Annotated in this window: 16 protein-coding genes; 3 read left to right on the top strand and 13 right to left on the bottom strand. The window is 68.9% G+C overall.

From position 1 onward, the window contains the following. Window positions 1-6: 6 nt before the first annotated feature. Both C662_RS15605 and C662_RS15610 read right to left on the bottom strand, forming a co-directional pair. Complete coding sequence (locus tag C662_RS15605) at window positions 7-648, bottom strand: response regulator (RefSeq protein ID WP_002931202.1); 642 nt, start codon at window positions 646-648, stop codon at window positions 7-9. Next, the gene (locus C662_RS15610) at window positions 645-2,216 is read right to left on the bottom strand and encodes a PAS domain-containing sensor histidine kinase (RefSeq protein WP_002931203.1); all 1,572 of its coding nucleotides are present in this window, start codon (window positions 2,214-2,216) and stop codon (window positions 645-647) included. Before C662_RS15610 ends, C662_RS15605 begins: the two co-directional genes overlap by 4 nt. A gap of 286 nt (window positions 2,217-2,502) precedes the next feature. On the opposite strand from C662_RS15610, the gene C662_RS15615 reads away from it, so the two are divergent. Then, window positions 2,503-3,555 carry a patatin-like phospholipase family protein gene (locus tag C662_RS15615; RefSeq protein WP_002931205.1) on the top strand — a complete coding sequence of 351 codons (1,053 nt, stop codon included), beginning with the start codon at window positions 2,503-2,505 and terminating at the stop codon, window positions 3,553-3,555. A 12-nt stretch (window positions 3,556-3,567) separates the two neighbouring features. Here the strand turns inward: C662_RS15615 and C662_RS15620 are convergent, their stop codons facing one another. From C662_RS15620 to C662_RS15630, 3 genes are read right to left on the bottom strand one after another with little or no spacing between them, the layout of a single operon-like run. Continuing rightward, entirely contained in the window at window positions 3,568-4,812 is a 1,245-nt protein-coding gene (locus C662_RS15620) for an Eco57I restriction-modification methylase domain-containing protein (protein ID WP_002931206.1), read from the bottom strand. Beyond that, window positions 4,805-5,677 (bottom strand): methyltransferase domain-containing protein, encoded by an 873-nt coding sequence (locus C662_RS15625; protein ID WP_002931207.1) that lies wholly within the window; start codon window positions 5,675-5,677, stop codon window positions 4,805-4,807. The genes C662_RS15620 and C662_RS15625 overlap by 8 nt, the downstream gene beginning before the upstream one ends. Next, a complete protein-coding gene (locus C662_RS15630) occupies window positions 5,674-6,552 on the bottom strand; it encodes an alpha/beta fold hydrolase (protein ID WP_002931208.1) in 879 nt (292 codons plus the stop codon). The genes C662_RS15625 and C662_RS15630 overlap by 4 nt, the downstream gene beginning before the upstream one ends. A gap of 292 nt (window positions 6,553-6,844) precedes the next feature. On the opposite strand from C662_RS15630, the gene C662_RS15635 reads away from it, so the two are divergent. Continuing rightward, complete coding sequence (locus C662_RS15635; RefSeq protein WP_002931209.1) at window positions 6,845-9,727, top strand: AMP-binding protein; 2,883 nt, start codon at window positions 6,845-6,847, stop codon at window positions 9,725-9,727. A 17-nt stretch (window positions 9,728-9,744) separates the two neighbouring features. Here the strand turns inward: C662_RS15635 and C662_RS15640 are convergent, their stop codons facing one another. From C662_RS15640 to C662_RS15650, 3 genes are all read right to left on the bottom strand, one after another. Beyond that, window positions 9,745-11,742, bottom strand: coding sequence for an acyl CoA:acetate/3-ketoacid CoA transferase (locus C662_RS15640; RefSeq protein ID WP_002931212.1), 1,998 nt, complete (start codon window positions 11,740-11,742; stop codon window positions 9,745-9,747). 136 nt (window positions 11,743-11,878) lie between these two features. Continuing rightward, window positions 11,879-14,146, bottom strand: coding sequence for an ATP-dependent helicase (locus tag C662_RS15645; RefSeq protein ID WP_002931216.1), 2,268 nt, complete (start codon window positions 14,144-14,146; stop codon window positions 11,879-11,881). A 57-nt stretch (window positions 14,147-14,203) separates the two neighbouring features. Continuing rightward, entirely contained in the window at window positions 14,204-15,937 is a 1,734-nt protein-coding gene (locus tag C662_RS15650) for a diguanylate cyclase (RefSeq protein ID WP_002931218.1), read from the bottom strand. Between the two features lie 297 nt (window positions 15,938-16,234). Between C662_RS15650 and C662_RS15655 the strand changes: the two genes are divergently transcribed. Then, window positions 16,235-17,029 carry a caspase family protein gene (locus tag C662_RS15655; protein WP_002931219.1) on the top strand — a complete coding sequence of 265 codons (795 nt, stop codon included), beginning with the start codon at window positions 16,235-16,237 and terminating at the stop codon, window positions 17,027-17,029. Here the strand turns inward: C662_RS15655 and C662_RS15660 are convergent. The 5 genes from C662_RS15660 to C662_RS15680 form a co-directional block, all read right to left on the bottom strand. Beyond that, window positions 17,022-17,603, bottom strand: a complete 582-nt coding sequence (locus tag C662_RS15660) for an alpha/beta fold hydrolase (protein ID WP_198291908.1) — start codon at window positions 17,601-17,603, stop codon at window positions 17,022-17,024. The two genes, C662_RS15655 and C662_RS15660, sit on opposite strands and share 8 nt — an antisense overlap. 86 nt (window positions 17,604-17,689) lie before the next feature. Beyond that, a complete protein-coding gene (locus tag C662_RS15665) occupies window positions 17,690-18,955 on the bottom strand; it encodes a TRAP transporter large permease (RefSeq protein ID WP_002931221.1) in 1,266 nt (421 codons plus the stop codon). Further along, window positions 18,952-19,479, bottom strand: a complete 528-nt coding sequence (locus C662_RS15670) for a TRAP transporter small permease (RefSeq protein WP_002931222.1) — start codon at window positions 19,477-19,479, stop codon at window positions 18,952-18,954. The genes C662_RS15665 and C662_RS15670 overlap by 4 nt, the downstream gene beginning before the upstream one ends. A 3-nt stretch (window positions 19,480-19,482) precedes the next feature. Continuing rightward, window positions 19,483-20,496: a TRAP transporter substrate-binding protein gene (locus C662_RS15675; protein WP_002931223.1), complete on the bottom strand. Its 1,014-nt coding sequence runs from the start codon at window positions 20,494-20,496 to the stop codon at window positions 19,483-19,485. A gap of 114 nt (window positions 20,497-20,610) precedes the next feature. Beyond that, the gene (locus C662_RS15680) at window positions 20,611-21,510 is read right to left on the bottom strand and encodes an LOG family protein (RefSeq protein WP_002931224.1); all 900 of its coding nucleotides are present in this window, start codon (window positions 21,508-21,510) and stop codon (window positions 20,611-20,613) included. Window positions 21,511-21,619: the final 109 nt, after the last annotated feature.

The following is a 21,619-nucleotide window of genomic DNA, read 5'->3' on the forward strand; positions in this document are numbered from 1 at the left end:
TCGCCCTCAGGGCGCAACCAGGCCCTCACGGATCGCATAGCGCGTGAGGTCGGCCGACGTGCGCAGGCCGAGCTTGTCCTTCAGGTGGCGCCGATGGACCTCCACCGTCGACACGGTGATCCCCATCTCGGCTGCCATCTCCGCCGCACGCTTGCCATTGGCCAGCAGCACCAGCACCTCGCGCTCGCGCTGGCTCAACAGGCTGACCGGCGGGCAACTGTCCGCACGCGGCAGAAAGCGGTTCAGCATGCGCGCGGTTGCCTCCGCGCACAGGAAGTGCTTGCCTTCGGCGACCGCGCGCACGCCGTTGATGAGCTCCTGGGTGCTGGCCGTCTTGACCACATAGCCAGAGGCGCCGGCCTTGAGCATCTCCTCGACGAAGGTTCGATCGGCATAGCCCGAGAGTGCCAGCACGCGCGCGCCTGCATGCTCGCGTCGCAAGCGCCGCATGACTTCGATGCCATTCTCATCGGGCAGGCCGACATCGAGGATGAGTACATCCGGACGCACGCGCCCGATCTCGGCGAAGATCTCGGCCGCACTGCCGACGCAGGACACCACCACGATGTCGGGCTCGTCCGACAGGATGCCGGCGAGGGCCTCGATGAAGATCCGATGGTCGTCGCCGAGCATGACCCTGATGCTCATCGTCGCCTCCCCGAGCCACGACTGCTGCCGAGCGGCACCTGCAGCCGCACTGAGGTCCCTCGCCCGGGTGCCGAGTCGATGACGACCGTCCCATGGAGATAACCGATGCGCTCCTGCAGGCTGGCCAGCCCGAAGCGCTCGCGCTGGTCGAGCGCGGCGGCAAGGTCCTCGATCCCCCGCCCTTCGTCACGCACCGTGATGCGCAAGAAATGCGCCGCATGCTCGACCCTGACCTGCGCCCAGAAAGTACCCGCATGCTTGAGCACGTTGAGCAGCAGCTCGCGCACCGCGCGGAACAGGATCAGGCTCTGCGCCTCGCCCAGGGCGATCGCCTTGCCCCCATCCGTATCCGTGCCCACAGGCTCGACGTCCACTTCGACATCGAGCCCGAACTCGCGCCCCATCTCGTCGGCCAGCCAGTGCAGTGCCGACACCAGGCCCAGCGTCCGCAGCACCGGCGGACTGAGCTGTGCCGTCATCGAGCGCACCCGCCGGCTCGCGTCACGGATCAGCCCTCCTACCTGCACCAGGGCAGCAACGAGCGCGTCATCGCCGACCGAGCGCTGCACCTGGTCCAGCCGCATCTGGGCGATATGCAGCAACTGGCCGAGATCATCGTGCAGGTCGCGCGCGATCGCCTTGCGCTCGCTCTCCTCGGCCAGGGTGATCTGCACCGCAAGCTCCTGCAACTGCCGGGTACGCTCGACCACCCTGCGTTCGAGATTGGCATTGGCCTCCTGCAGCGCCAGCTCGGCCACTTTCTGCGCCGTGATGTCACGTCCGACGCACTGGATCTCGCACAAGCCCCCCAGTTCGTCGAAGAAACCGCGGTTTATGAACTGCACCCAGCGCAACTCGCCGTTGCCGCAGACGACGCGGTTCTCCTCGATCACCACATCATTGCTCGGCGACAAGGTGCGCAAGGAGGCTTCGACCCGCGCAACGTCGTCGGGATGTGCCACCGGCTGCCAGCGCTGGCCGAGCAGCTCCTCGCGCGCACGCCCCGACAGCGCGCAGTACGCATCGTTGACGAACAGGAAGCGGCCGTCTGCCCCCAGGCGCGAGATCGCCTCGGTCTGCCCACCCAGGATGCTCCTCAGACGCCGCTCGCTCTCGCGCAGCGCCTGCTCGGTCTCCTTGAGGGCCGAGACCTCGCACAGGATCACGACGATGCCCGCGACGACACCCTTGCGCAGGTCCGGAACATAGTTGACCACCCAGTAGCGCCGACCGCCGCCGGGCGACTCGATGACCTGCTCGTCGGACTGCGCCTCACCCCGATAGGCGCGTTCGACCAAGGGCAGGATCCTCGCGTACAGCGCCGCGGGGGCGAGATCCACGATCCGACGGCCGCGCAGGTCGGCCGCTCCGAGCCCAAGCCAAGTCAGGTAGGCGCGGTTCGCATACACATTGCGCTGCTCCGCATCCCAATAGCTGATCATGGCCGGCAGGCACTCGAAGAGCGTCGCCAGGCTCACATCGAGGCTCGGGTCGCCGCCCCCACCTTCACGCCCCTCCCGGAGCGCAGGCTTGCGGCCTTCATCCGCATCGACAGCCAGCATCATCATGTATCTTTCATTCTCGGATGTCGGGCAAGCCGCCTGCCCACCGCTACTTAGGCTACGCGGGCAGACGACAACCCCGGAAGTATACCCATTTCCATGTCAGCACCAGGGTTTCCGGGCGCGGCGCACCCGAACGCCGGCGGAAGACGAGATGACCTGGCTCCCCTTGGGCGTCGACACACTTGCGCTCATGGCTGCGTGTTAATCTCTTTTGTGCATTGCAACATCCCTTCCGGATGGCGCACCTTGGCGGACTGCACCCATCCCGCCGGACGAGGAGGACCAAGCCATGTTCCAGCTGCCGTGGTCGGGAAAGCGCCACGACGCACGTACCCCAACGCTCAACCTCGCGCTGCAGGGCGGTGGCGCCCATGGCGCCTACACCTGGGGCGTGCTCGACCGCCTGCTCGAGCACGGCATCGGCATCGAGGGCGTGAGTGGTACCAGCGCGGGCGCGATGAACGCGGTCGCCCTCGCCCAGGGCTGGACCGAAGGCGGTGCACAAGGCGCGCGCGCCAGCCTGGCGGCTTTCTGGTCAGCGGTCGGCGACAGCGTGCCCTTCCACCTCGAACTTCTGCACAGCCTCAATCCGGCGAGCGACGGCAGCCTGCCCGCGCCGATGAGCCTGATGCTCGGCTTCACGCGCATGTTCTCGCCCTACCAGCTCAACCCCTTCGAGCTCAATCCCCTGCGCGACGTGGTGCGCGCCCAGTTCGACTTCGAACGCCTGCGCCGCGACTGCCCGCTCAAGCTGTTCATCGCCGCCACCGCAGTGCGCACCGGCAAGGTCAGGCTGTTCCACACCGGCGAGCTCAGCGAGGCCGCGCTGCTTGCCTCCGCCTGCCTGCCGACCCTGCACCACGCGGTGGAAATCGACGGCGAGCATTACTGGGACGGTGGCTTCACCGCCAACCCTGCGATCTATCCGCTGCTCTATGAATGCCACTCGTCCGACATCCTGCTCGTGCTGCTCAACCCGCTGCGTCGCGAAGCAGCGCCGCGCAGCGCCGACGACATCGCCGCGCGCAGCATGGAGCTGGGCTTCTCCACCACCTTTCTGCGCGAGATGCGCATGGTCGCCCATGCCCGCCGCTTCATCGCCGACAGCGGACCCGCGTGGCGGCGCGGCCGCTTCGAGCGCAAGCTCATGGACGAGCGCTTCCACCTCATCGATGCGGTCGAGCTGGGTGACGCCGGCACGGCCAGCAAGCTCAACGCGGCCAGTGGCTTCCTCATGCAACTGCGCGACCTTGGCCGCGCCCGCGCCGAGGCCTGGCTGCAGGCACACGGCGCAGACATCGGCCGGCGCGAAACCGCTGCGGTCGACGCGCTGTTCCTGTGATGCCGCGCGCACTCAGCCCACTGGCAGAAAGGCCGCAAAGCTGGCCGGCAGCGGCGCGTTCTCCAGGCTGCGCTGGGTGAACAGGAAGCGGCCATCGCAGACGAAGCCGAGATCGGCCCAGTCGACCGCATTGAGCGTGTCGCGGAAGGCCTCGATGTCCACATCCGGCCGGCGCGGGAAGATCGCCATCACCGCGCCGTCGTAGTCGGTGCAGGGGTGTGTGAAGAAGGGTTTCGCCACCCGCGTCTTGCCATTCACATACACGCGCGGCTGCGCGCTGCGGTGGTGCATGCGTCCCCACATCCACCAGTTCGACTCGTCGAAGCGGGTGACCTTGCGCTGCAGCAGGCGTGCCTTGTGCGGCAGGAGCACGGTCGGCGGCGCTTCGCCCGGCTCACTCCAGATCATGCGCCGGGTGAGGCCCGTGCTCACCGTGGATGAGCACACGAAATCGCGGTTGCCATGCGCCGGGTCGGCATACAGCTCGTCCGCGCCCGATACCGCACCGACCTTGACGAAGGCGATGTCCGCCAGGCGCAGCGGGTAGTCGCCACGCGCGAACATCAGGTGGCCGGCGCATTCGATGAAGTGGCGCGTTTCCCAGGCCGGTGCGGCAAGCGCCGCGTCGACGTCGTCGCCGACGCCGATCTCGCAATAACGCGTTTGCCGGTTGGTGCAGCCCTTCTCGAAACGCCAGATCAGGCAGTTCGGCACCGCGTCGGCGAACACGCGCGCGTCACCCAGCTCGATCGCGTCGGTGATGCTGCCGGCCTCGAACAGCAGGCGGTTGAGCTTGACCGCCGAAGTCGCCTTGAGGAAGTCCCGCGGCGTGATGAAGATCAGCTCGCCGCCCGGCTCGAGGTGGCGCAGACACTTGTCGATGAAGAACAGATAGAGGTTGGCGCGCCGATCCAGGCACTGGCCATGGCGGCCGCGTGCGATCAGCGCCTGGGTGGCGGCCGGAATGTCCTGGCAACGCACGTAAGGCGGGTTGCCGATAATGGTATCGAAGCGCTCGCGCTCGGGATAGGCAAAGAAGTCGATCGCCTGAGCGCCCGGCGGACAGTGGTCGGGGTCGATCTCCAGGCCGACTGCATCCGGCAGATGACGCAGGAAGGCGCCATCGCCGCAGGAGGGCTCCAGCACCCGGCCGCGCCGACGGCGCAACGCCAGCATGGCGCGCACCACGGCGTCGGGGGTGAACACCTGACCAAGCGCAGCCACGTCGCGCAGGCCGAGCACAAGCTGGTCATTCATCTCGGGGCGCTCCAGGCTCGGCGGACACAAGGCCCGGCTTGCGTACGGCAAGCAGTATGGTGTCGTAGGTGGCCGGCAGCAGGCCGTCGGCGAGTCGATGACGCTCGTAGCGTGCGCTCACCGCCAACCAGGCCTGGCGCCCCAGCGGCGTGCGGCGGCGGCCGCCGTCGATGGTCGCCGCACCGATGGCCTTGATGTCGCGCAGCAGGCCGCGCAGGTCGGCGGCACGCGCATGCAGGGCGCAACGCTCGCGCCGTTCGACCTCGAGCCCCGCCGCGCGGGCCGCCTCCACCCATTGCGCATCGGTATGGAAATCGATGGTATGGCGCGCATCGTCGACGCTGGCGAAGGCGTCGCGCAACTCCCACAGCGTGTCGGGGCCCAGGGTTGCAACCAGGCCGATACCACCGGGTGCCAGCACCCGGCCCAGTTCCTCGAACACGCGCCCTGGGCGGCACCATTGCACCGCCAGGCTGGACCAAAGGAGGTCGATGCTGGCGGCGGCAAGCGGCAGGTGCTCGAGGTCCGCGCACACCGGCTCGAAGCCGCCGTCGCGTCCTGCGCGCATGCGCGCCCGCCCCAGCATGGCCGGGGCCAGGTCGAGCCCGACGATGCGCCCGCCCGGGCGCAGCCGCCGCAGGCTCTCCACGCCGAAGCCGGTACCGCAGCCGGCATCGAGCACCCAGCCGTCCGCGTCGCCCCCGCCCGGCACGAGCCCCTCGCCAAAGGCGGCAAGCCGGGCGCAGATCTCGCGCTGGATCATCGCGGCCTGGTCATAGCTGTGCGCGGCGCGCTCGAAGGCTGCGCGGATGTCGCGCCGCCGATGCGCATGGGCGTGATCGACGCCCTTCGTCGTCGCCGTCATGCGTCCCCCCTTGCGCCGACGAAGGCCAGGATGTGGCCTGCGCAGTCCGCCGCACGCGACACCGGCAGCGCATGGCCGCTGCCCTCCAGCACCTGCAGGCGCGCCTGCGGCAGGGCTTGTGCCAACCTGTAGGCCGCAGCCACGGGCATCAGCGCGTCCTGGTCGCCGTGCAGCAGCAGCACCGGCTGACGGATCCCGCCCAGCAGCGGACGCAGGTCGGCCGCGGCTAGGATCGCCAGGCCGTCTTCGAATGGGTTCGGCGCGGCGGACCTGCCGACGCCAGGGCGTAGCCCGTCGTCGGCCGCCTGGCCAGCGCAGAGGCCCTCCTGCGCGCCCGGACTGAGGCACTGCGCCAGCGCCTGCTGTACCACCCGGCGTCGTGGCTCGCCGATGCATTGCAAGGCCAGGAAGCGCGCCAGTGTTGCCGCAGGGGCCGAGGCGTAGTCGCGCTGAAAGGCGTCTACCACTTCGGCCTGCAGCCCGGGCCAACCCGTGTCGTCTGCCACGAAGCGCGCCGTGCCGGCAAGCAGGACGAGGCGCGACACCTTGTGCGGATGGCGGCAGGCGATGTCGAGCGCGAGCATCGCCCCGAGCGACCAGCCCACCAGCACCGAAGCGTCGGCAAGGCCTGCGGCGAGGGCATCCGCCCAATCCTCCAGCCTGGCGGCTCGGATCGGAGGCGCCCCTTCATGTCCCGGCAGTGCCAGGGTGCGCACCACCTGCCCATGCAGACTGGCTTCGAGCGCAGCGTACACCCGTGGCGACATCGCCCAGCCATGCACCAGGGCGATTTCCGCAGCAACACCCGCGCATGCGGACGCAGCGGCGCGGGCCGGCGCGGACACGACAGGGGTCTCGATGGGGGCTGCAGTCATGGTTTGGGCGCAAACGCTGCGCACGGACGACAAACGAACGGGCGTGCATTGTAAAGGCTCGCGCCGCTACCACGGCGGGAACAAACGCGGCGCGCTCCCCTGTAGGAGCGGCGCCAGCCGCGAGCCTTTTGTCGCCCCCCCGCACCACATCGCCTTCAACCCCTCGCGGCTCGCGCCGCTCCCACGGCGGGAACAAACGCGGCCCGCCCTCCCGTTGGAGCTTCATGGCTTGCCGTGTCGGTGTCCCGGCGTTACCTTGGCCGTCTGCCTGGCAAGCACGAGGAGTCCCGCGATGCCCACGCCTCACCTGGCCGACCCGCACGATGCCGCGCAGCTGCTGGCCTTGGTCGACGCACTGGTCCGCGAGCTGCATCCCGGCGCAATGCGCAGGGCGACGCTCGACTGCGCGCTCGACCGCGACCTCGGGCTCGACAGTCTCAGCCGGGTCGAGCTGCTGGCCCGCATCGAGCGCCACTACGGCGTACGCCTGCCAACCACGGTGCTCGACAGCGCCGAAACGCCGCGCGACCTGCTTGCCGCCCTCGCCGATGCGCCCGCAGGCTCGCCGCTGTCCCAGGCCACACGGCGCGCAACCGGTGACGCGCCAGCCTCCACCTCAACCGTCACGGATCCAGTCAGCGAACCTTCGGCCGGCATGCCCTCAGGCGCGGCCACCTTGCTCGAGGTGCTCGACTGGCATCTCGCCCGCCACCCGGAGCGCTGCCACGTACGCTTCCTGGCCGGCGACGACGAGGTCGAGACCCTGAGCCATGCCGAACTCGCCAACGGCGCGCGCAAGGTCGCCGCCGCGCTGCGCGGCCTGGGCGTGCAACCGGGCGACTGTGTCGCGCTGATGCTGCCAACGGGGCTGGACTTCTTCCGCAGCTTCTTCGGCATCCTGTTCGCCGGCGCGGTGCCGGTGCCGATGTACCCGCCCGCACGACCGGCGCAGATCGAAGAGCACCTGCGCCGCCAGGCCGGCATCCTGCGCAACTGCGCGGCCCCTGTGCTGATCACCTTCGACCGTGTGCGCCCCCTGGCCAGCGCCCTCGCCGGGCTGGCGCCCGAGCTCGTGCATGTCACCACGCCCGCAGCGCTGGCGGCGTCCCCTGCCGCCAGCGCGCCCGCCGTGGCCTCGGCGCCGCGCCATCCGGCGCGCGCACGCGAACTCGCGCTCATCCAGTACACCTCGGGTTCCACCGGCGACCCCAAGGGCGTGGCGCTCAGCCACGCCAACCTGCTCGCCAACATCCGCGCCTGGGGGCTGGCCGCCAAGGTCGAGGCGCGCGACGTGTGCGTGAGCTGGCTGCCGCTGTACCACGACATGGGCCTGATCGGCACGTGGCTCGGCAGTCTCTACCATGGCTGCACGCTGGTGCTGATGTCGCCACTCGACTTCCTCGCCCGCCCCGAGCGCTGGCTGTGGGCGATCCACCACTACCGCGGGACGGTCACCGCCGCACCCAACTTCGCCTATGAACTGTGCGTCAAGCGCCTCGCCGGTACCGACCTGGCGGGCCTCGACCTGTCGAGCTGGCGGCTGGCGGCCAACGGCGCCGAGCCGGTCAACCCCGACACGCTCGAACGCTTCGCCCACGCCTTTGCCCCCTATGGTCTGAACGCCGGCAGCCTGACACCGGTGTATGGCCTGGCCGAGTGCTCGGTCGGCCTGTGCGTACCGCCCCCCGGCCGCGGCGTACGTATCGACCGCGTCGAGCGCACGCCGCTGACCCGCGAGGGGCATGCACTTGCAGCTGACGGCGCGGCAGGAACGGGCGCACACGATGACGGTGGCGAGGTACTGCGCCTGGTGTCCTGCGGCCCTCCGCTGCCCGGCCACGAACTGCGCATCGTGGACGCAGAGGGCCGCCCGCTGCCCGAACGCCATGTCGGCGAACTGGAGTTCCGCGGCCCCTCAGCCACCGCCGGCTATTACCGCAACGCGGCGGCGAGCGCCGCCCTGTTCCACGACGGCTGGCTGGTGACTGGCGACCATGCCTACCTCGCCGACGGCGAGCTCTACATCACTGGCCGGGCGAAGGAGCTCATCATCCGCGCCGGCCGCAACCTCTACCCCTACGACCTCGAGCAGGCAATCGGCGACCTGCCGGGCGTACGCAAGGGCTGCGTGGCCGTGTTCGGCGTATCGGACCCGACCAGCGGCGAGGAGCGCCTGGTGGTGGTCGCCGAAACCCGGCTCGAGGACCAAGCCGAACGCCAGGCGCTCGAGGCCGGCATCGTCGCCGCGGCGATGACCCAACTCGACCTCGCCCCCGACGCCATCGTGCTCGCCCCCCCGCATGCGGTCCTCAAGACCTCCAGTGGCAAGATCCGCCGCGCCGCGGTGCGCGAGGCCTGGCTGGCCGGGCGCCTGGGTGAGCCGGTGCGTGCGGCGTGGCTGCAGGTGCTACGCCTGCACACCGCCAGCCTGGCCGGCCGCATCGGCAAGCGGGCACGCGCGCTGCCGGGCGTTCTCTACGCCGTCTGGGCCTGGGCCTGGGTCGCGCCGCTGGCCACCCTCGCCGCCATCGGCATCATCGGCCTGCCCGGCCTCGGTCAGCGCTGGGCGCTCGCCCACCGCCTCGCCCGCCTCTACCGCTGGCTATGCGCCTGCCCGCTGCGGATCGAAGGCCTGGACAAGCTGCCCGCGGGCAACTGCATCCTGGTCGCCAACCACGCCAGCTACATCGACGGCTTCGTACTCGCCGCCACGCTGCCACATCCGGTGCGCTTCATCGCCAAGACCGAGTTGCGCGCCCAGCCGCTGCTGCGCACCCTGCTCGAGCGCATGGGCACCGTATTCGTCGACCGCTTCGACACCCGGCAGAGCCTGGAAGATGCACGCACGCTCGCCACACATGCCGAAGCCGGCGTGCCGCTGCTGTTCTTTGCCGAAGGCACCTTCGGGCCCGAGGAGGGGTTGCGCGCCTTCCGCCTCGGCGCCTTCCAGGTCGCTGCACGCCAGGGCCTGCCAGTGGTGCCGGTCGCACTCGCGGGCACGCGCGCCGTACTGCGCAGCGGCGGTTGGCAGCCGCAGCGCGGGCGGCTGGGCGTGAGCATCTGCGCGCCACTGCAACCGGCAGGCGAGGACTGGCACGACCTGCTCGCGCTGCGCGATGCGGTACGCGCGCGCATTCTTGCGCACTGCGGCGAGCACGACGCACTGCAGGACTGAACCGCTACACCCGACCGTCAGGCCAGCGGGCGCACGCGCCCCTGGGCCTCCTCGGCGCTGCCGTATATGTGCGGTACGACCTCGTGCTTCTCCAGTGCCTGACCAAGCTTCATGCGCATGAAGCTGTTCGCCGTGTAGCGCGTCACCGCGCGGTAGTGGCGCTTGACCAGGCGCTTGACCATCTCGATGTAGTCGTCGACCAGCTCGGGCACGATCGAAAAGCGGTCGTAGTTGACGATCGCATCGACGCGATGGCCCACGCTGGCGAGCGCAGCATCAACCGCCTGCTCGATGCGTGCGATATCGGCCTCCGTGCGCACCGCGAGGCCCTCGAAGTTGACGAAGAACAGCCCCTCCTGGGCATCGTAGGACAGGCGCTGCTCGAGCGGGAGCTCGAGCAGGTCGCGGCGCAGCCCCATCGGCTCGTCACGGAAGATGCGCGCATCCATCAGCCGCGGCGCCTGATGCATCACCGGAACGAAGTCCATCTGGGCGAGGATGTCGGTCTCGAGATCGACACCGGGTGCGATCTCGATCAACTCAAGCCCCTCCGCGCACAGGCGGAACACACAGCGCTCGGTGACGTAGAGCACCTCCTGCTGCCAACGCACCGCCTGCACCCCACTGAAGGTGCGATGCTCGACTGCATCGACGAACTTGCGCGCGGCGCCCTCCTGCTGGATGCGCAAGCGCCCCTTGTCGACCACCGCCTTCAGCTCGCCGGCGGTGAAGGTACCGACGAAGACCACCTTCTTGGCGTTCTGCGAGATGTTGATGAAGCCGCCCGCCCCGGCCAGGCGCGGCCCGAAGCGCGAAACGTTGAGGTTGCCCTCGCGATCGGCCTGGGCCAGGCCGAGAAAGGCGATGTCCAGGCCGCCACCGTCGTAGAAATCGAACTGGCTGGGCTGGTCGATGATGGCCTGGGTGTTCACGGCAGCGCCGAAAGACAGCCCGCCGGCCGGAATGCCGCCGATCACACCGGGCTCTGCAGTGAGGGTGAGGAGGTCGATGATCTTCTCCTCTGCGGCCACGTTAGCCACCCCCTCGGGCATGCCGATGCCCAGGTTCACCACGGCGTCAGGCCGCATCTCCATCGCCGCGCGGCGAGCAATGACCTTGCGCTCGCTCATGCCCATCGCCGCAATCGCCGACATCGGCACACGGATCTCGCCGGAGAAGGCGGGGTTGTACTGCTCGCTGTAGGTCTGCATGTGGTGCTCGGGCCGCTCGGCGAGCACCACGCAGTCCACCAGCACCCCAGGCACCTGCACATGGCGCGGGTTGAGCGACCCGCGCTCGGCGATGCGCTCGACCTGGGCGATGACGATGCCGCCCGAATTGCGCGCCGCCATCGCGATGGCGCGCGCTTCCAGGGTCAGCGCCTCCTTCTCCATCGTCAGGTTGCCGTCGGGGTCGGCGGTGGTGCCGCGGATGATGCCGACGTGGATCGGAAAGGCCTTGTAGAACAGGTATTCCTCGCCGTCGATCTCCATCAGCCGCACGAGCTCAGCCGTGGTGCGCGCATTGAGCCTGCCGCCACCGAAGCGCGGATCGACGAAGGTCCCCAGGCCGACACGGGTGAGCGTGCCCGGCTTGCCCGCAGCGATGTCCCGGAACAGATGCGAGATCACCCCCTGCGGCAGGTTCCAGGCCTCGATGCGGTTGCCCACTGCAAGCGCCTGCAGCTTGGGCACCAGCCCCCAATGGCCGCCGATCACGCGCGCCACCAGGCCGTCATGACCGAGGTGGTTGAGTCCGCGCTCCTTGCCATCACCCTGGCCGGCAGCGTAGACCAGGGTCAGGTCACGCGGCGCGACAGCGTCCCCCGCAGCGCTGTCGAGGAAGCGGCGCTCGAGCGCAACCGCGATGCTCTCAGGGAAGCCAATGCCGACGAAGCCCCCGGTGGCCACGGTGTCGCCGCTGCGGATCAGGCGTACCGCATCGCGCGCCGACACCACCTTGCCGGTATCGGACGCACGCAAAGAGGCGGCCATGGGGTGGCGGGCGCTGGTCATCTTTCCTTCTCCTCGGCAAGCACGATGGCGTGGGCATGAAACGGACATCGAGCATGCCGTGTCGCGGCCGCAACCGCAACGCGGCGGCGCAGCATCGTCGCCCCAGGCCAGGCCGGGACCCGCCTCTGCGCGCAGCTCAGCGCCACATGTCGCGCATCTTCGCCGCGAGGTCGACCGCCGCCTGGCGCGAGGCGGGCGAGCCCTGCAACTGCGGCTGAGGGGGCGGCCAGCTCAGCTGCTCGAAGTGCCCGAGCAGGCGGTTGGGAATGAAACGGCTGCGCCCGGCATACACATGGCGATCGCCCATGCCGGCCTGCTGGGTGACGTAGAAACGCTGCGGCACGATCAGGTCCAGGCTGTCCCGGGCACGCGTCATCGCCACGTAGAGCAGGCGGCGCTCCTCCTCGACCTCGGCGCTGTTGCGGGTGGCAACATCGGACGGGATACAGCCGTCGACCACGTTGAGCACGCTCACCGCGTTCCACTCCTGGCCCTTGGCCGAATGCATGGTCGACAGGATCAGGTAGTCCTCGTCGAGCAGCGGCATGCCGGCTTCGCCGCTGGTGGCGCTGGGCGGGTCGAGCGTGAGCTCGGTGAGGAAACGCTGTCGGCTCGGGCTGGTGGCAGCGATGCGGGCGAGCTGCTGGATGTCGAGCACGCGCACCGCGAAGTCGTCGTACAGGCGTGGCATCTGCGCCTCGTACCAGCGGCAGGCGAGCTCGAAATCCGCCGGCCACTGCGGACCGGCGGCAAGGCTCACGGCTTGCGCCGCGCCTACACCCCCCCCCTCGGGTCGCCCCCGTAGGAGCGGCGCAAGCCGCGAGGGGTCGAAGGCGGTGTGGTCTGGCGGCGTTGCCGAAAGGCTCGCGGCTCGCGCCGCTCCCACAGCGGCGGCGGCAGATTCGGAGGGCGGCATTCTGCCTGCGAGGCAATCGATCAGCGCGGCAAATTCCAGCCAGCCGGCGCGCGCGGCCTCCGGCACGGGCTGCTCGGCAAGCAGCGCGCAGCCCTCGGGAGCGGCACACACATTGTCGAGCACGCGGCCCGCGGTCTTGGGCCCGACGCCGGCAAGCAGCTGGATGGCGCGAAAACCCGAAACGCGGTCGCGCGGATTCTCGGCCCAGCGCAGCACGGCAAGCACGTCCTTGATGTGGGCGGCCTCGAGGAACTTGAGCCCACCGAACTTCACGAAGGGCACGTTGCGCCGGGTGAGCTCCATCTCCAGCCGCGCGCTGTGCGCCGAAGCGCGGAACAGCACCGCCTGCTGCTTGAGCTTGAGCCCCTCCTCGCGCCGCGCCAGCACGCCATCGACGACGAAGGTCGCCTGGTCGGCCTCGTCCTTGACTGCCACGATGCGTGGGCGCTGGGCGGACTGGCGCTCCGACCACAGGTTCTTGGTGAAGCGCTCGGCGGCGAGCGCGATCACCGCGTTGGCCGCCTCCAGGATTGGCCTGGTGGAACGGTAGTTCTGCTCCAGCGTCACCACGTGCGCTGGCGGATCGAAGGCGGCCGGAAAGTCGAGGATGTTGCGCACCGTCGCGCCACGGAAGGCGTAGATGGACTGCGCGTCGTCGCCGACCACGGTCAGGCCACGCCCATCGGGCTTCATCGCCATCAGAATCGCCGCCTGCAGGTGGTTGGTGTCCTGATACTCGTCGACCAGCACATGGTCGAACAGGCCGCCGATCTCGGCCCCGAGCGCCGGCTCGGCCACCATCTGCGCCCAGTACAGCAGCAGATCGTCGTAATCGAGCACCTGTTGCGCCTGCTTGGCCTCGACGTAGGCCCGGAACAGGCGTTTGAGCTCGTCCTCCCACTCCGCACACCATGGGAAGCTCGCCTGCAGCACCTCGGCCAGCGGCGCGCGGGTATTGACCACCGCCGAATAGATCGCCAGGCAGGTGCCCTTCTGCGGAAAGCGCTGCCGGGTGGTCGACAGCCCCGCCTCGTGGCGCACCAGGTTCATCAGGTCCGCCGAGTCCTCGCGGTCGTGGATCGTGAAGCCTGGGTCGAGCCCGATGCGGCCGGCGTAGTCGCGCAGCAGGCGTGCGCCAATGGCGTGGAAGGTACCGGACCAGCGCAGCTCGGCCTGCGCCAGGCCGGGCCGGCCGGCAGAGGCCTGGGCCAGGATGCGCCGCACCCGCCGCCCCATCTCGTCCGCGGCGCGGCGCGAAAAGGTGAGCAACAGGATGCGTGCGGGATCGGCACCGTTCTCGATCAGGTGCGCCACACGGTGGGCCAGGGTATTGGTCTTGCCCGAACCGGCGCCAGCAATCACCAGCAGCGGAGCGGCCGGCCCGCTGGCACCGGCATGGCAGACCGCCTCGCGCTGCGCCGGGTTGAGCGCGTCCAGCGGCGAAGACGTGGCGGAAACGGGTGATTCGGGAGACGGGGGGGCGTACATGGCTGTAATTGTATTCAGTCCATCCCGCATGCGATAGCCGCTGTGCAGCCTCCCGCTTCAGGCCGGTAGCGCCAGCACCACCCTGTCCCGCCCCCCCTGCTTGGCGGCGTACATGGCCTGATCCGCTTCGCGGACAAGGGCTTCGAGATCGGGCTGAGTCGTGCGCTCGGCCACGCCGATGCTCGCGCTCAAGCTCAGCGCGCCGCCATCGAGCGTCAGATCCAGGCCGCGGATGTCGTGCAGCAGGCGCTCGGCCAGTACCCCCGCCTGGGCCGCCGTGGTCTCGGGCAGAAGCACCACGAACTCCTCCCCGCCCCAACGCGCGGCGACGTCGGCCGCCCGGCAGTTGCGTTCGATCACGCCGGCCACGGCCTTGAGCGCAGCATCACCCGCCGCATGACCGCGCACGTCATTGATCAACTTGAAGTGATCGAGGTCGAGCACCACCGCCGACAGTGGTCGTTGGCGGCGGACTGCCGTACTCCATGCGCTCTCGCCCAGCACTGCGAAGGCGCGGCGGTTGCGCAGTCCGGTGAGCGGATCGAGGCTCGAAAGCTGCTCTGCCTGCAGGCGCTCGCGGCGGATGCGACGCACCCGGTAGGCGAGTGCAAGCGACAGGATCGCACCATCGATGGCGATGCCCACCTCCGCGGCATGGAAGGTCCAGTTCGAGTACGGCAGCCCGTTCCACACCGCAAGCGAGGTGGTCGCCGCCCCTGCCATCGCCGCCAGCGAGCCCGCCAGGAAGTAGCCTGCGGCAATGCGATCGCCATCGAGGCGCGAGAAACCCAGCCACACCATGGCCACCGAGAACAGCAGCACGAAGACGAAGGCAACGACGGCCGCTGCCGCCTGCTGGTCGAGCACCACACAGGCGCCGATCGCCACCATGCCCGCCACGCCGAAGCCATGGGCCAGCCGATGCGCACGGGGCGCGGCCACGGCCAGGCCCAGGGAGCTGGACGCGAAACGCAGGCCGAGATAGCCCAGCACCACCATCAGCACCAGGATGATGTAGCGCTGCACGCCGTACATCCCCGGCCACAGCCAGTTGTAGCCGTGCCCTGCGTAACCCATGCTCAGTAGCACGAAACAGCCGAGGTAGAGCACGTAGTCACGATGCGCGCGGTCGCGCAGGCCGGCGTACAGCATGGCGTTGTAGGCGATCAGGGCGAGCAGGAAGCCGTACAGCAGCCCATAGGTGAAGTCGTGCACCCGCATCGCAAACTGGTAGCACTCGTCGTCGAACACCCGCAGCGGCAACACGAGCGGGTCGGGCGTCTCGGCACGGACCAGCAATTCGGTGACGCCCGGTTCGAAGACGTGCTCGAAGACAAAACCCAGGTTGCCTTTGGCCGCGCGCAATCCCGGCCCACCGTCACCGGCCTGCATGCGGCCGACCACCTGGCCGTCGCGGACCACGAACAAGTCGATGCGGTCGATCCACGAAGTACCTACAAGCACGCGGCGCGCTTGCGCCTCGCTATAACGGCTATCCACCCGCAGGTGCAGCCAGACCGCGGGCGAGCCGATGCCGAACTTGGGCACGTCCGCGCCCACCGGGCTGAAACGCCCGGCGCGCTGGAGGGCGAGCGCACGCTCGGCTTCCAGCGCGCCACCGATCTCGATCATCATTGAGCTGGCGCGCCCGAGGTAAGCCGAGCCTGGCTCGTCAAGGACGATGCCAGCCGCCGTAGCCTCCACCTCCGCGCGTACCGGCGCGGCACCGCACAGCAACAACAGCGCCGCCAGCACGATCAGCGCCAGCTCGCGGACACGGAGCGCCATCATGCGCCATGCTCCGACCGCAGGCCGTGTGCGAACGCAGCCGGCGCATGGGCGCTGCGCTGCAACAGGATCGACGGACGTCGGCAAGGCATGAGTGTGGGCTCGCATGGCGTACGGGGGCGCCGATACGCTCATTCTAGGACGGGCGCACACGAATCCGCACCTCTGTCGCAGCGCATCACGCCTGTACCCAAAGCAACTGGCACAAGCGGCACCCGCACTCTATGCTGGAACCGGGGAACAAAGCGGCCTGACCGCGCTCCTGCGGCAGCGCGCCCCGCCTTTCCGGAGGATAGGCTCATGGCACGGCGCGCACTCTGCATCGGCATCAACGACTATCCCGGCACCGACAGCGACCTCTCCGGCTGCGTCAACGACGCCCATGACTGGGGTGCCATGCTGCAGGCGCGCGGCTTCACCGTGAGCACCCTGCTCGACGCTCAGGCCACACGCGCTGCGATGCACGGTGCCATCGAGACCCTCGTCGCCGCTGCCCGCAGTGGAGACACCGTGGTCCTGACCTATTCCGGCCACGGCACCTGGGTGGAGGACGAAGACGGCGACGAACCCGATGGCCGCGACGAAGGCCTCTGCCCCTACGACATCGGCACCGCCGGCCCGCTGCTCGACGACGACCTGCGCGCGCTCTTCGACCGCCGCGCTGCCGGCGTACGCCTCGTCCTGATCGCCGACAGCTGCCATTCTGGCTCGGTGCACCGTGGCGACGACAGCGCGCTCGACGCCGGCGGCCCGCGCCCGCGCTTCATGCCTCCCGAAGTATGGATGAAGGCTGCCGACCTGCCGCAAGCACCACGCGCTTCAGCGCTCACCCTCGTCGGCGGCATGCGCCGCGCCGGCGGCGACCTGCTGCTGGCCGGTTGCCGCGACGAGGAGTTCAGTTGGGACACCAGCTTCGGCGGCCGCCCCAACGGCGCCTTCACCTTCTACGCGCTCAAGACCCTGCGCGAACAGAAACCGGGCAACTATGAGCAGTGGCATGCCGCCATCCGCAAGTACCTGCCGTCGACGCGACTGCCGCAGGAACCTCAGATCGCCGGCACGCGCACGGTTCGGAAGATGCCGATCTTCACCTGAACGACGCGCCGGGTGCCGCGGCGGGGCGCTCGAAGAACCCGTGATCGAGAAAGTGGAGCGTCTGGCGCAGGCATGCGGACGACCACAGCATCTGCATGTGGGTGACGGGCAGAACGATGTGATCGCGCGCCCCCGGCCAGCGCGTCTCGGCCACTGTCACCATGCCGTCGTTGGGCTGCGCCATGCTCGGCACCAGGCGACCAAGCCCGATCGGGCGGTCGCCGGCGATGACGCCGACCTCGCGATGAGGCTCGATGCAAGGCAGCGGCTGCTCCAGCCAGGCAGGCAGTGCTCGCCCGAGCGCGTGACGAAGCAGCGGTACCCGGAGGATCACCCGCGCCGACGCGGAACCGCAGAGCGGCGAGCCCAGCACCACCACCCTCCCAAGTGCAGCGGGACGGTGGCGGGCGAGCATGTGCAGCACGACGCAGCCGCCCAGGCTATGCCCCACCACATGCAGCGGGCGCTCGCCCGCGCTCGCGATCGCAGCCGCAAGGCCGTCGGCGACCTCATCCAGCGCGGCGCGCACAGAGGGGTAGGAGTAGCTGCGACTCGACCACCCCAGGGATGCCACTCGCCGCCGCTGCAACCCGAACACCCAGCCATGCATCCACAAGCCATGGACGAAGAGGATTCCGGGAAGGCCGGGCCGCGCGAGGCTCACCGCGCGCCAGAGTAGCCGAGCAATACCGGCAGGTAGACGACCAGCGCAAACACCACCAGCAGCGCGCCCAGGTAGGGCAGCACCGCGCGGCTGATACGCTCGAGCGGCTGCTCGGTCACCGACGAGGCCACGTACAGGTTGATCGCTACCGGCGGGGTCACCATGCCGATCGCCAGGCCGACGACGATGATCAGGCCGAAATGCACCAGATCGATGCCCAGCAGGGTCACCAGCGGCAGGAACACCGGAGTGAGGATGATCAGCGCCGCGGCGGTCTCGATGAACACCCCGGTGAGCAGGATGAGCAGCATGATCAACAGCAGCACGACATAAACGTTGTCGGAGATCGACAGCACCCACTGCGCGATCGTCCCCGGGATCTGCCAGTTGGCCATCGCCCAGCTCAGGATGGCGGAGGTGGAGATCACGAACATGATGACCCCGGTCGTGATCACCGAGCGCAGCATGATGCGATAGACGTCGCGAAAACCGAGGTCTCGATACACGAACAGTGACACCAGCAGCGCGTAGTTGACCGCCACCACCGCAGCCTCGCTCGGCGTGAATGCCCCCGAGAAGATCCCGCCGAGGATGATCACCGGCGTCAGCAGGCCCCAGATCGCCCCCTTGAAGGTGCGCCAGATGGTCGCCGCCGAGAACGGCGCACCCTTGGGGTAGTTGCGCCGGTAAGCCTGGTGAACCGCAATCGCCATCAGGCCCACGCCCATCGCCACGCCGGGCAGGAAGCCGCTGATGAACAGCGCCGATACCGACTGCGCGGCGATGACCGCGTAGATGATCATCGGCACCGAAGGCGGGATGACCACGCCGATGGTGCCGCTGGCGGCGATCAGAGCCGCCGCGGACGAGGCGTCGTAGCCCTTGCGCCTGAGCTCCGGCACCATGCTCGAGGCCACCGCCGCCGTGGTCGCCGCACCCGAGCCGGAAATGGCGGCGAAGAACATGCCCGCGAGCACCGACACCACCGACAGCCCGCCCTTGAGGAAGCCGAGCACGGCGTCGGCGAGCGCCACCAGCTTCTCGCTCACCTTGCCCTGCGCCATCAGGTCACCGGCCAGGATGAAGAAGGGAACGGCGATCAGCGCGAAGGAATCGATGCCGGCGAACATGCGCTGCGCCGCCAGCATCAGGGGAACATCGTCGACGAACAGCGCCACGGCCGTGCTGGCGCCGATCGTCACCGCCACCGGGACACCGGCGAGCAGGAACAGGAAGAACAGGCCGAACAGCACCAGCGTCATGGCGCCTCACCTGCGCGCGTGCCCGCCTCGATGGCCTCGGCCTCGCGACGGGCCGACGCGGAAAAGAGCTCGGCCAGGTCGAGCAGCGAGTAGTACAGCATCAGCAGCGCGCACACTGGGATGATCGAGAACACATAGCGGATCGGGATGCGCAGCGAGGCTGACACCTGGAAGCTCTGCATCTGCATGAAGCGCAGCCCGTAGAAGATGATCAGCGCGAAGAAGCCGATCGCCACCACGATGGCCAGCGCCTTCACTGCCAGGCGTAGCGGCCCCGGTAGCGCATTGACCACGAAGTCGACGGCGATGTGGCGCCCGCGCTGCCAGGCCATCGCCGCGCCGAGAAAACTGGTCCACACGAGCAGGTAGCGCGCCAACTCCTCGGACCAGCTCACCGCATTGAAGAACACGCGCGAGACGATCTGCAGCGTGATCACCGCGATCATCCCGGCGAGCGCCACGAAGGCGGCTCGCTGGACGATCGCGTCGATCAGCTTTTCGGTGCGTTTGAGATGGCCGAACACGGCTTACTGCAGGGCAGCCCGGATACGCGGCAGGTAGTCGCCGAAGCGTGACTCGTACTTCGCGTACACCGACTCGATCGCCTTCTGGAAGGCAGCGACGTCGGGCGACTCATCGATCTGCATGCCCGCGGCGCGCAGCTCGGCCAGTTGCGCAGCCTGCATCTCGGCGTTCATGCGGCGGCCATGCTCGGCCGCTTCCTGGGCGGCACTCTTGACCAGCGCCTGGGCCGGCTCGGGCAGGCGCTTGAAGCGGTCGAGGCCCATCACGAAGATGGCCGGCGCGTAGGTATGGCGCGTCAGCGACATGTGCTTCTGCGTCTCGGAGAGCTTGAACGAGTGGATGACATTGACCGGGTTCTCCTGGCCGTCGATCGTGCCCTGCTGCATCGCCGTCAGCGCCTCGGTCCAAGCCATCGGCACGGCGTTGGCACCCAGCGCACGGAAGGTGTCGATGTACACCGGGTTCTCCATCACGCGGATCTTCATGCCCTGCACGTCGGCCGGGCCATGCACCGCACGGCGGCTGTTGGTGAGGTTGCGGAAGCCACGCTCGGCATATGCCAGGCCCTTGAGGTTGACGCGCTCGAGCCGGCCAAGCAGCTCCTGGCCGATCTCGCCATCGAGCACCTTGTAGGCGGCCTCGGGCGTCGGGAACAGGAAGGGCAGTTCGAACACCGCCATCTGTTCGACGAAGTTGGCGACCGGGCCGTTGGTGATCACGCCCATGTCGACCGTGCCCATCTGCATGCCTTCGAGCAGGGTGCGCTCATCGCCCAGCACGGCATTCGGGAACAGCTCGACGCTGAGCTTGCCGCCGCTGCGTTCCTCGACGATCTCCTTGAAGCGCACGGCCGACAGATGGAAGCTGTCACGCTCGTTCACCACGTGCGCGAGCTTGATGGTGGCCGGCTTCATGCCGGCAAAGGCCTCGGGCGATGCCGCGGCCTGGGGGGCGCCGAACAGGACGCCAGCCGACAACCCGAATGCCGCAAGGCTTCCGAAAATCTTGTTCTTCATGCAATTGTTCTCCTTCTAGTGTTTCGGGGTTGCTTCCCGCTCAGCGCGTGGCGGCCGACCAAAATACCACGAAGCCTCCGGAGCGCAGCAGCCGTGCGCCGCGCCAGACGCACATCAGCCGCCCTTCACCTGGCGCGCCGTCAGCCCGGGATTATCGCCGCTGTAGGCCGCCTTGATCGCATCCCAGGCCTCCTCTGCGGTCTCGGCGTAGTGGAACAGGCCGACGTCCTCGGGGCTGATCACACCGTGCTCGATCAGGACGTCGAAATCGAGCAGGCGCTGCCAGAAGTCGCGGCCGATGAGGATGATCGGGCGGCGGCGGATCTTGCGCGTCTGCGTCAGCGTCAGCACCTCGAAGAGCTCGTCCAGCGTGCCGAAACCGCCGGGAAAGCTCACCAGCGCCACCGCGCGCATCAGGAAGTGCATCTTGCGGATGGCGAAGTAGTGGAACTGGAAGCACAGCTCGGGCGAGATGTAGGGGTTGGGCGCTTCCTCGAAGGGCAGGAAGATGCTCATCCCCATGCTGCGCCCGCCGGCCTCGAAGGCGCCGCGATTGCCCGCCTCCATGATCCCCGGCCCGCCGCCGGTAGCGACGATCACCGGCTCGCCGAGCGCGTCAGGCTCACGCGTGACCAGCTCCCCGAAACGGCGCGCCTCCTCGTACCAGCGCGCATTCTTCACCATCTGCCGAGCGCGCCCGATCGCAGCCTCGTCGCCGCCCGCCAGGGCTTCCTCCAGCAGCTTCGCCGCCACGTCCGGCGCCTTGAAGCGCGCGCTGCCGAACACCACGACGCTCGACTCCACGCCCTGCTCCTGCTGGATCAGCTCGGCCTTGAGCAGTTCGAGCTGAAGGCGCACCGGGCGCAGCTCGTCGCGCAGCAGGAACTCGGTGTCGGTGAAGGCCATGCGGAAGGCGCTGCCGGGGCCGTCGTAGCGGCCATGCGGCTGGACGGCACGCGCCTCGTCCTCGGCGGACGGAAAGTTGCGGGCACGGATGGGCGACTTGTCGGTCATGTGGCGATCCTGGTGTGGAGGGACCGCCATCTTCGCACCGGGCAAGGGGCGCGCGCCATCGAGCTGGGCAATTCACCCGAGCGCAGCGCCGCAACCCGGGCGGCGGCAG

It is taken from the genome of Thauera sp. 28, from assembly GCF_000310145.2.
In the GTDB taxonomy this organism is placed as follows: Bacteria; Pseudomonadota; Gammaproteobacteria; order Burkholderiales; family Rhodocyclaceae; genus Thauera; species Thauera mechernichensis.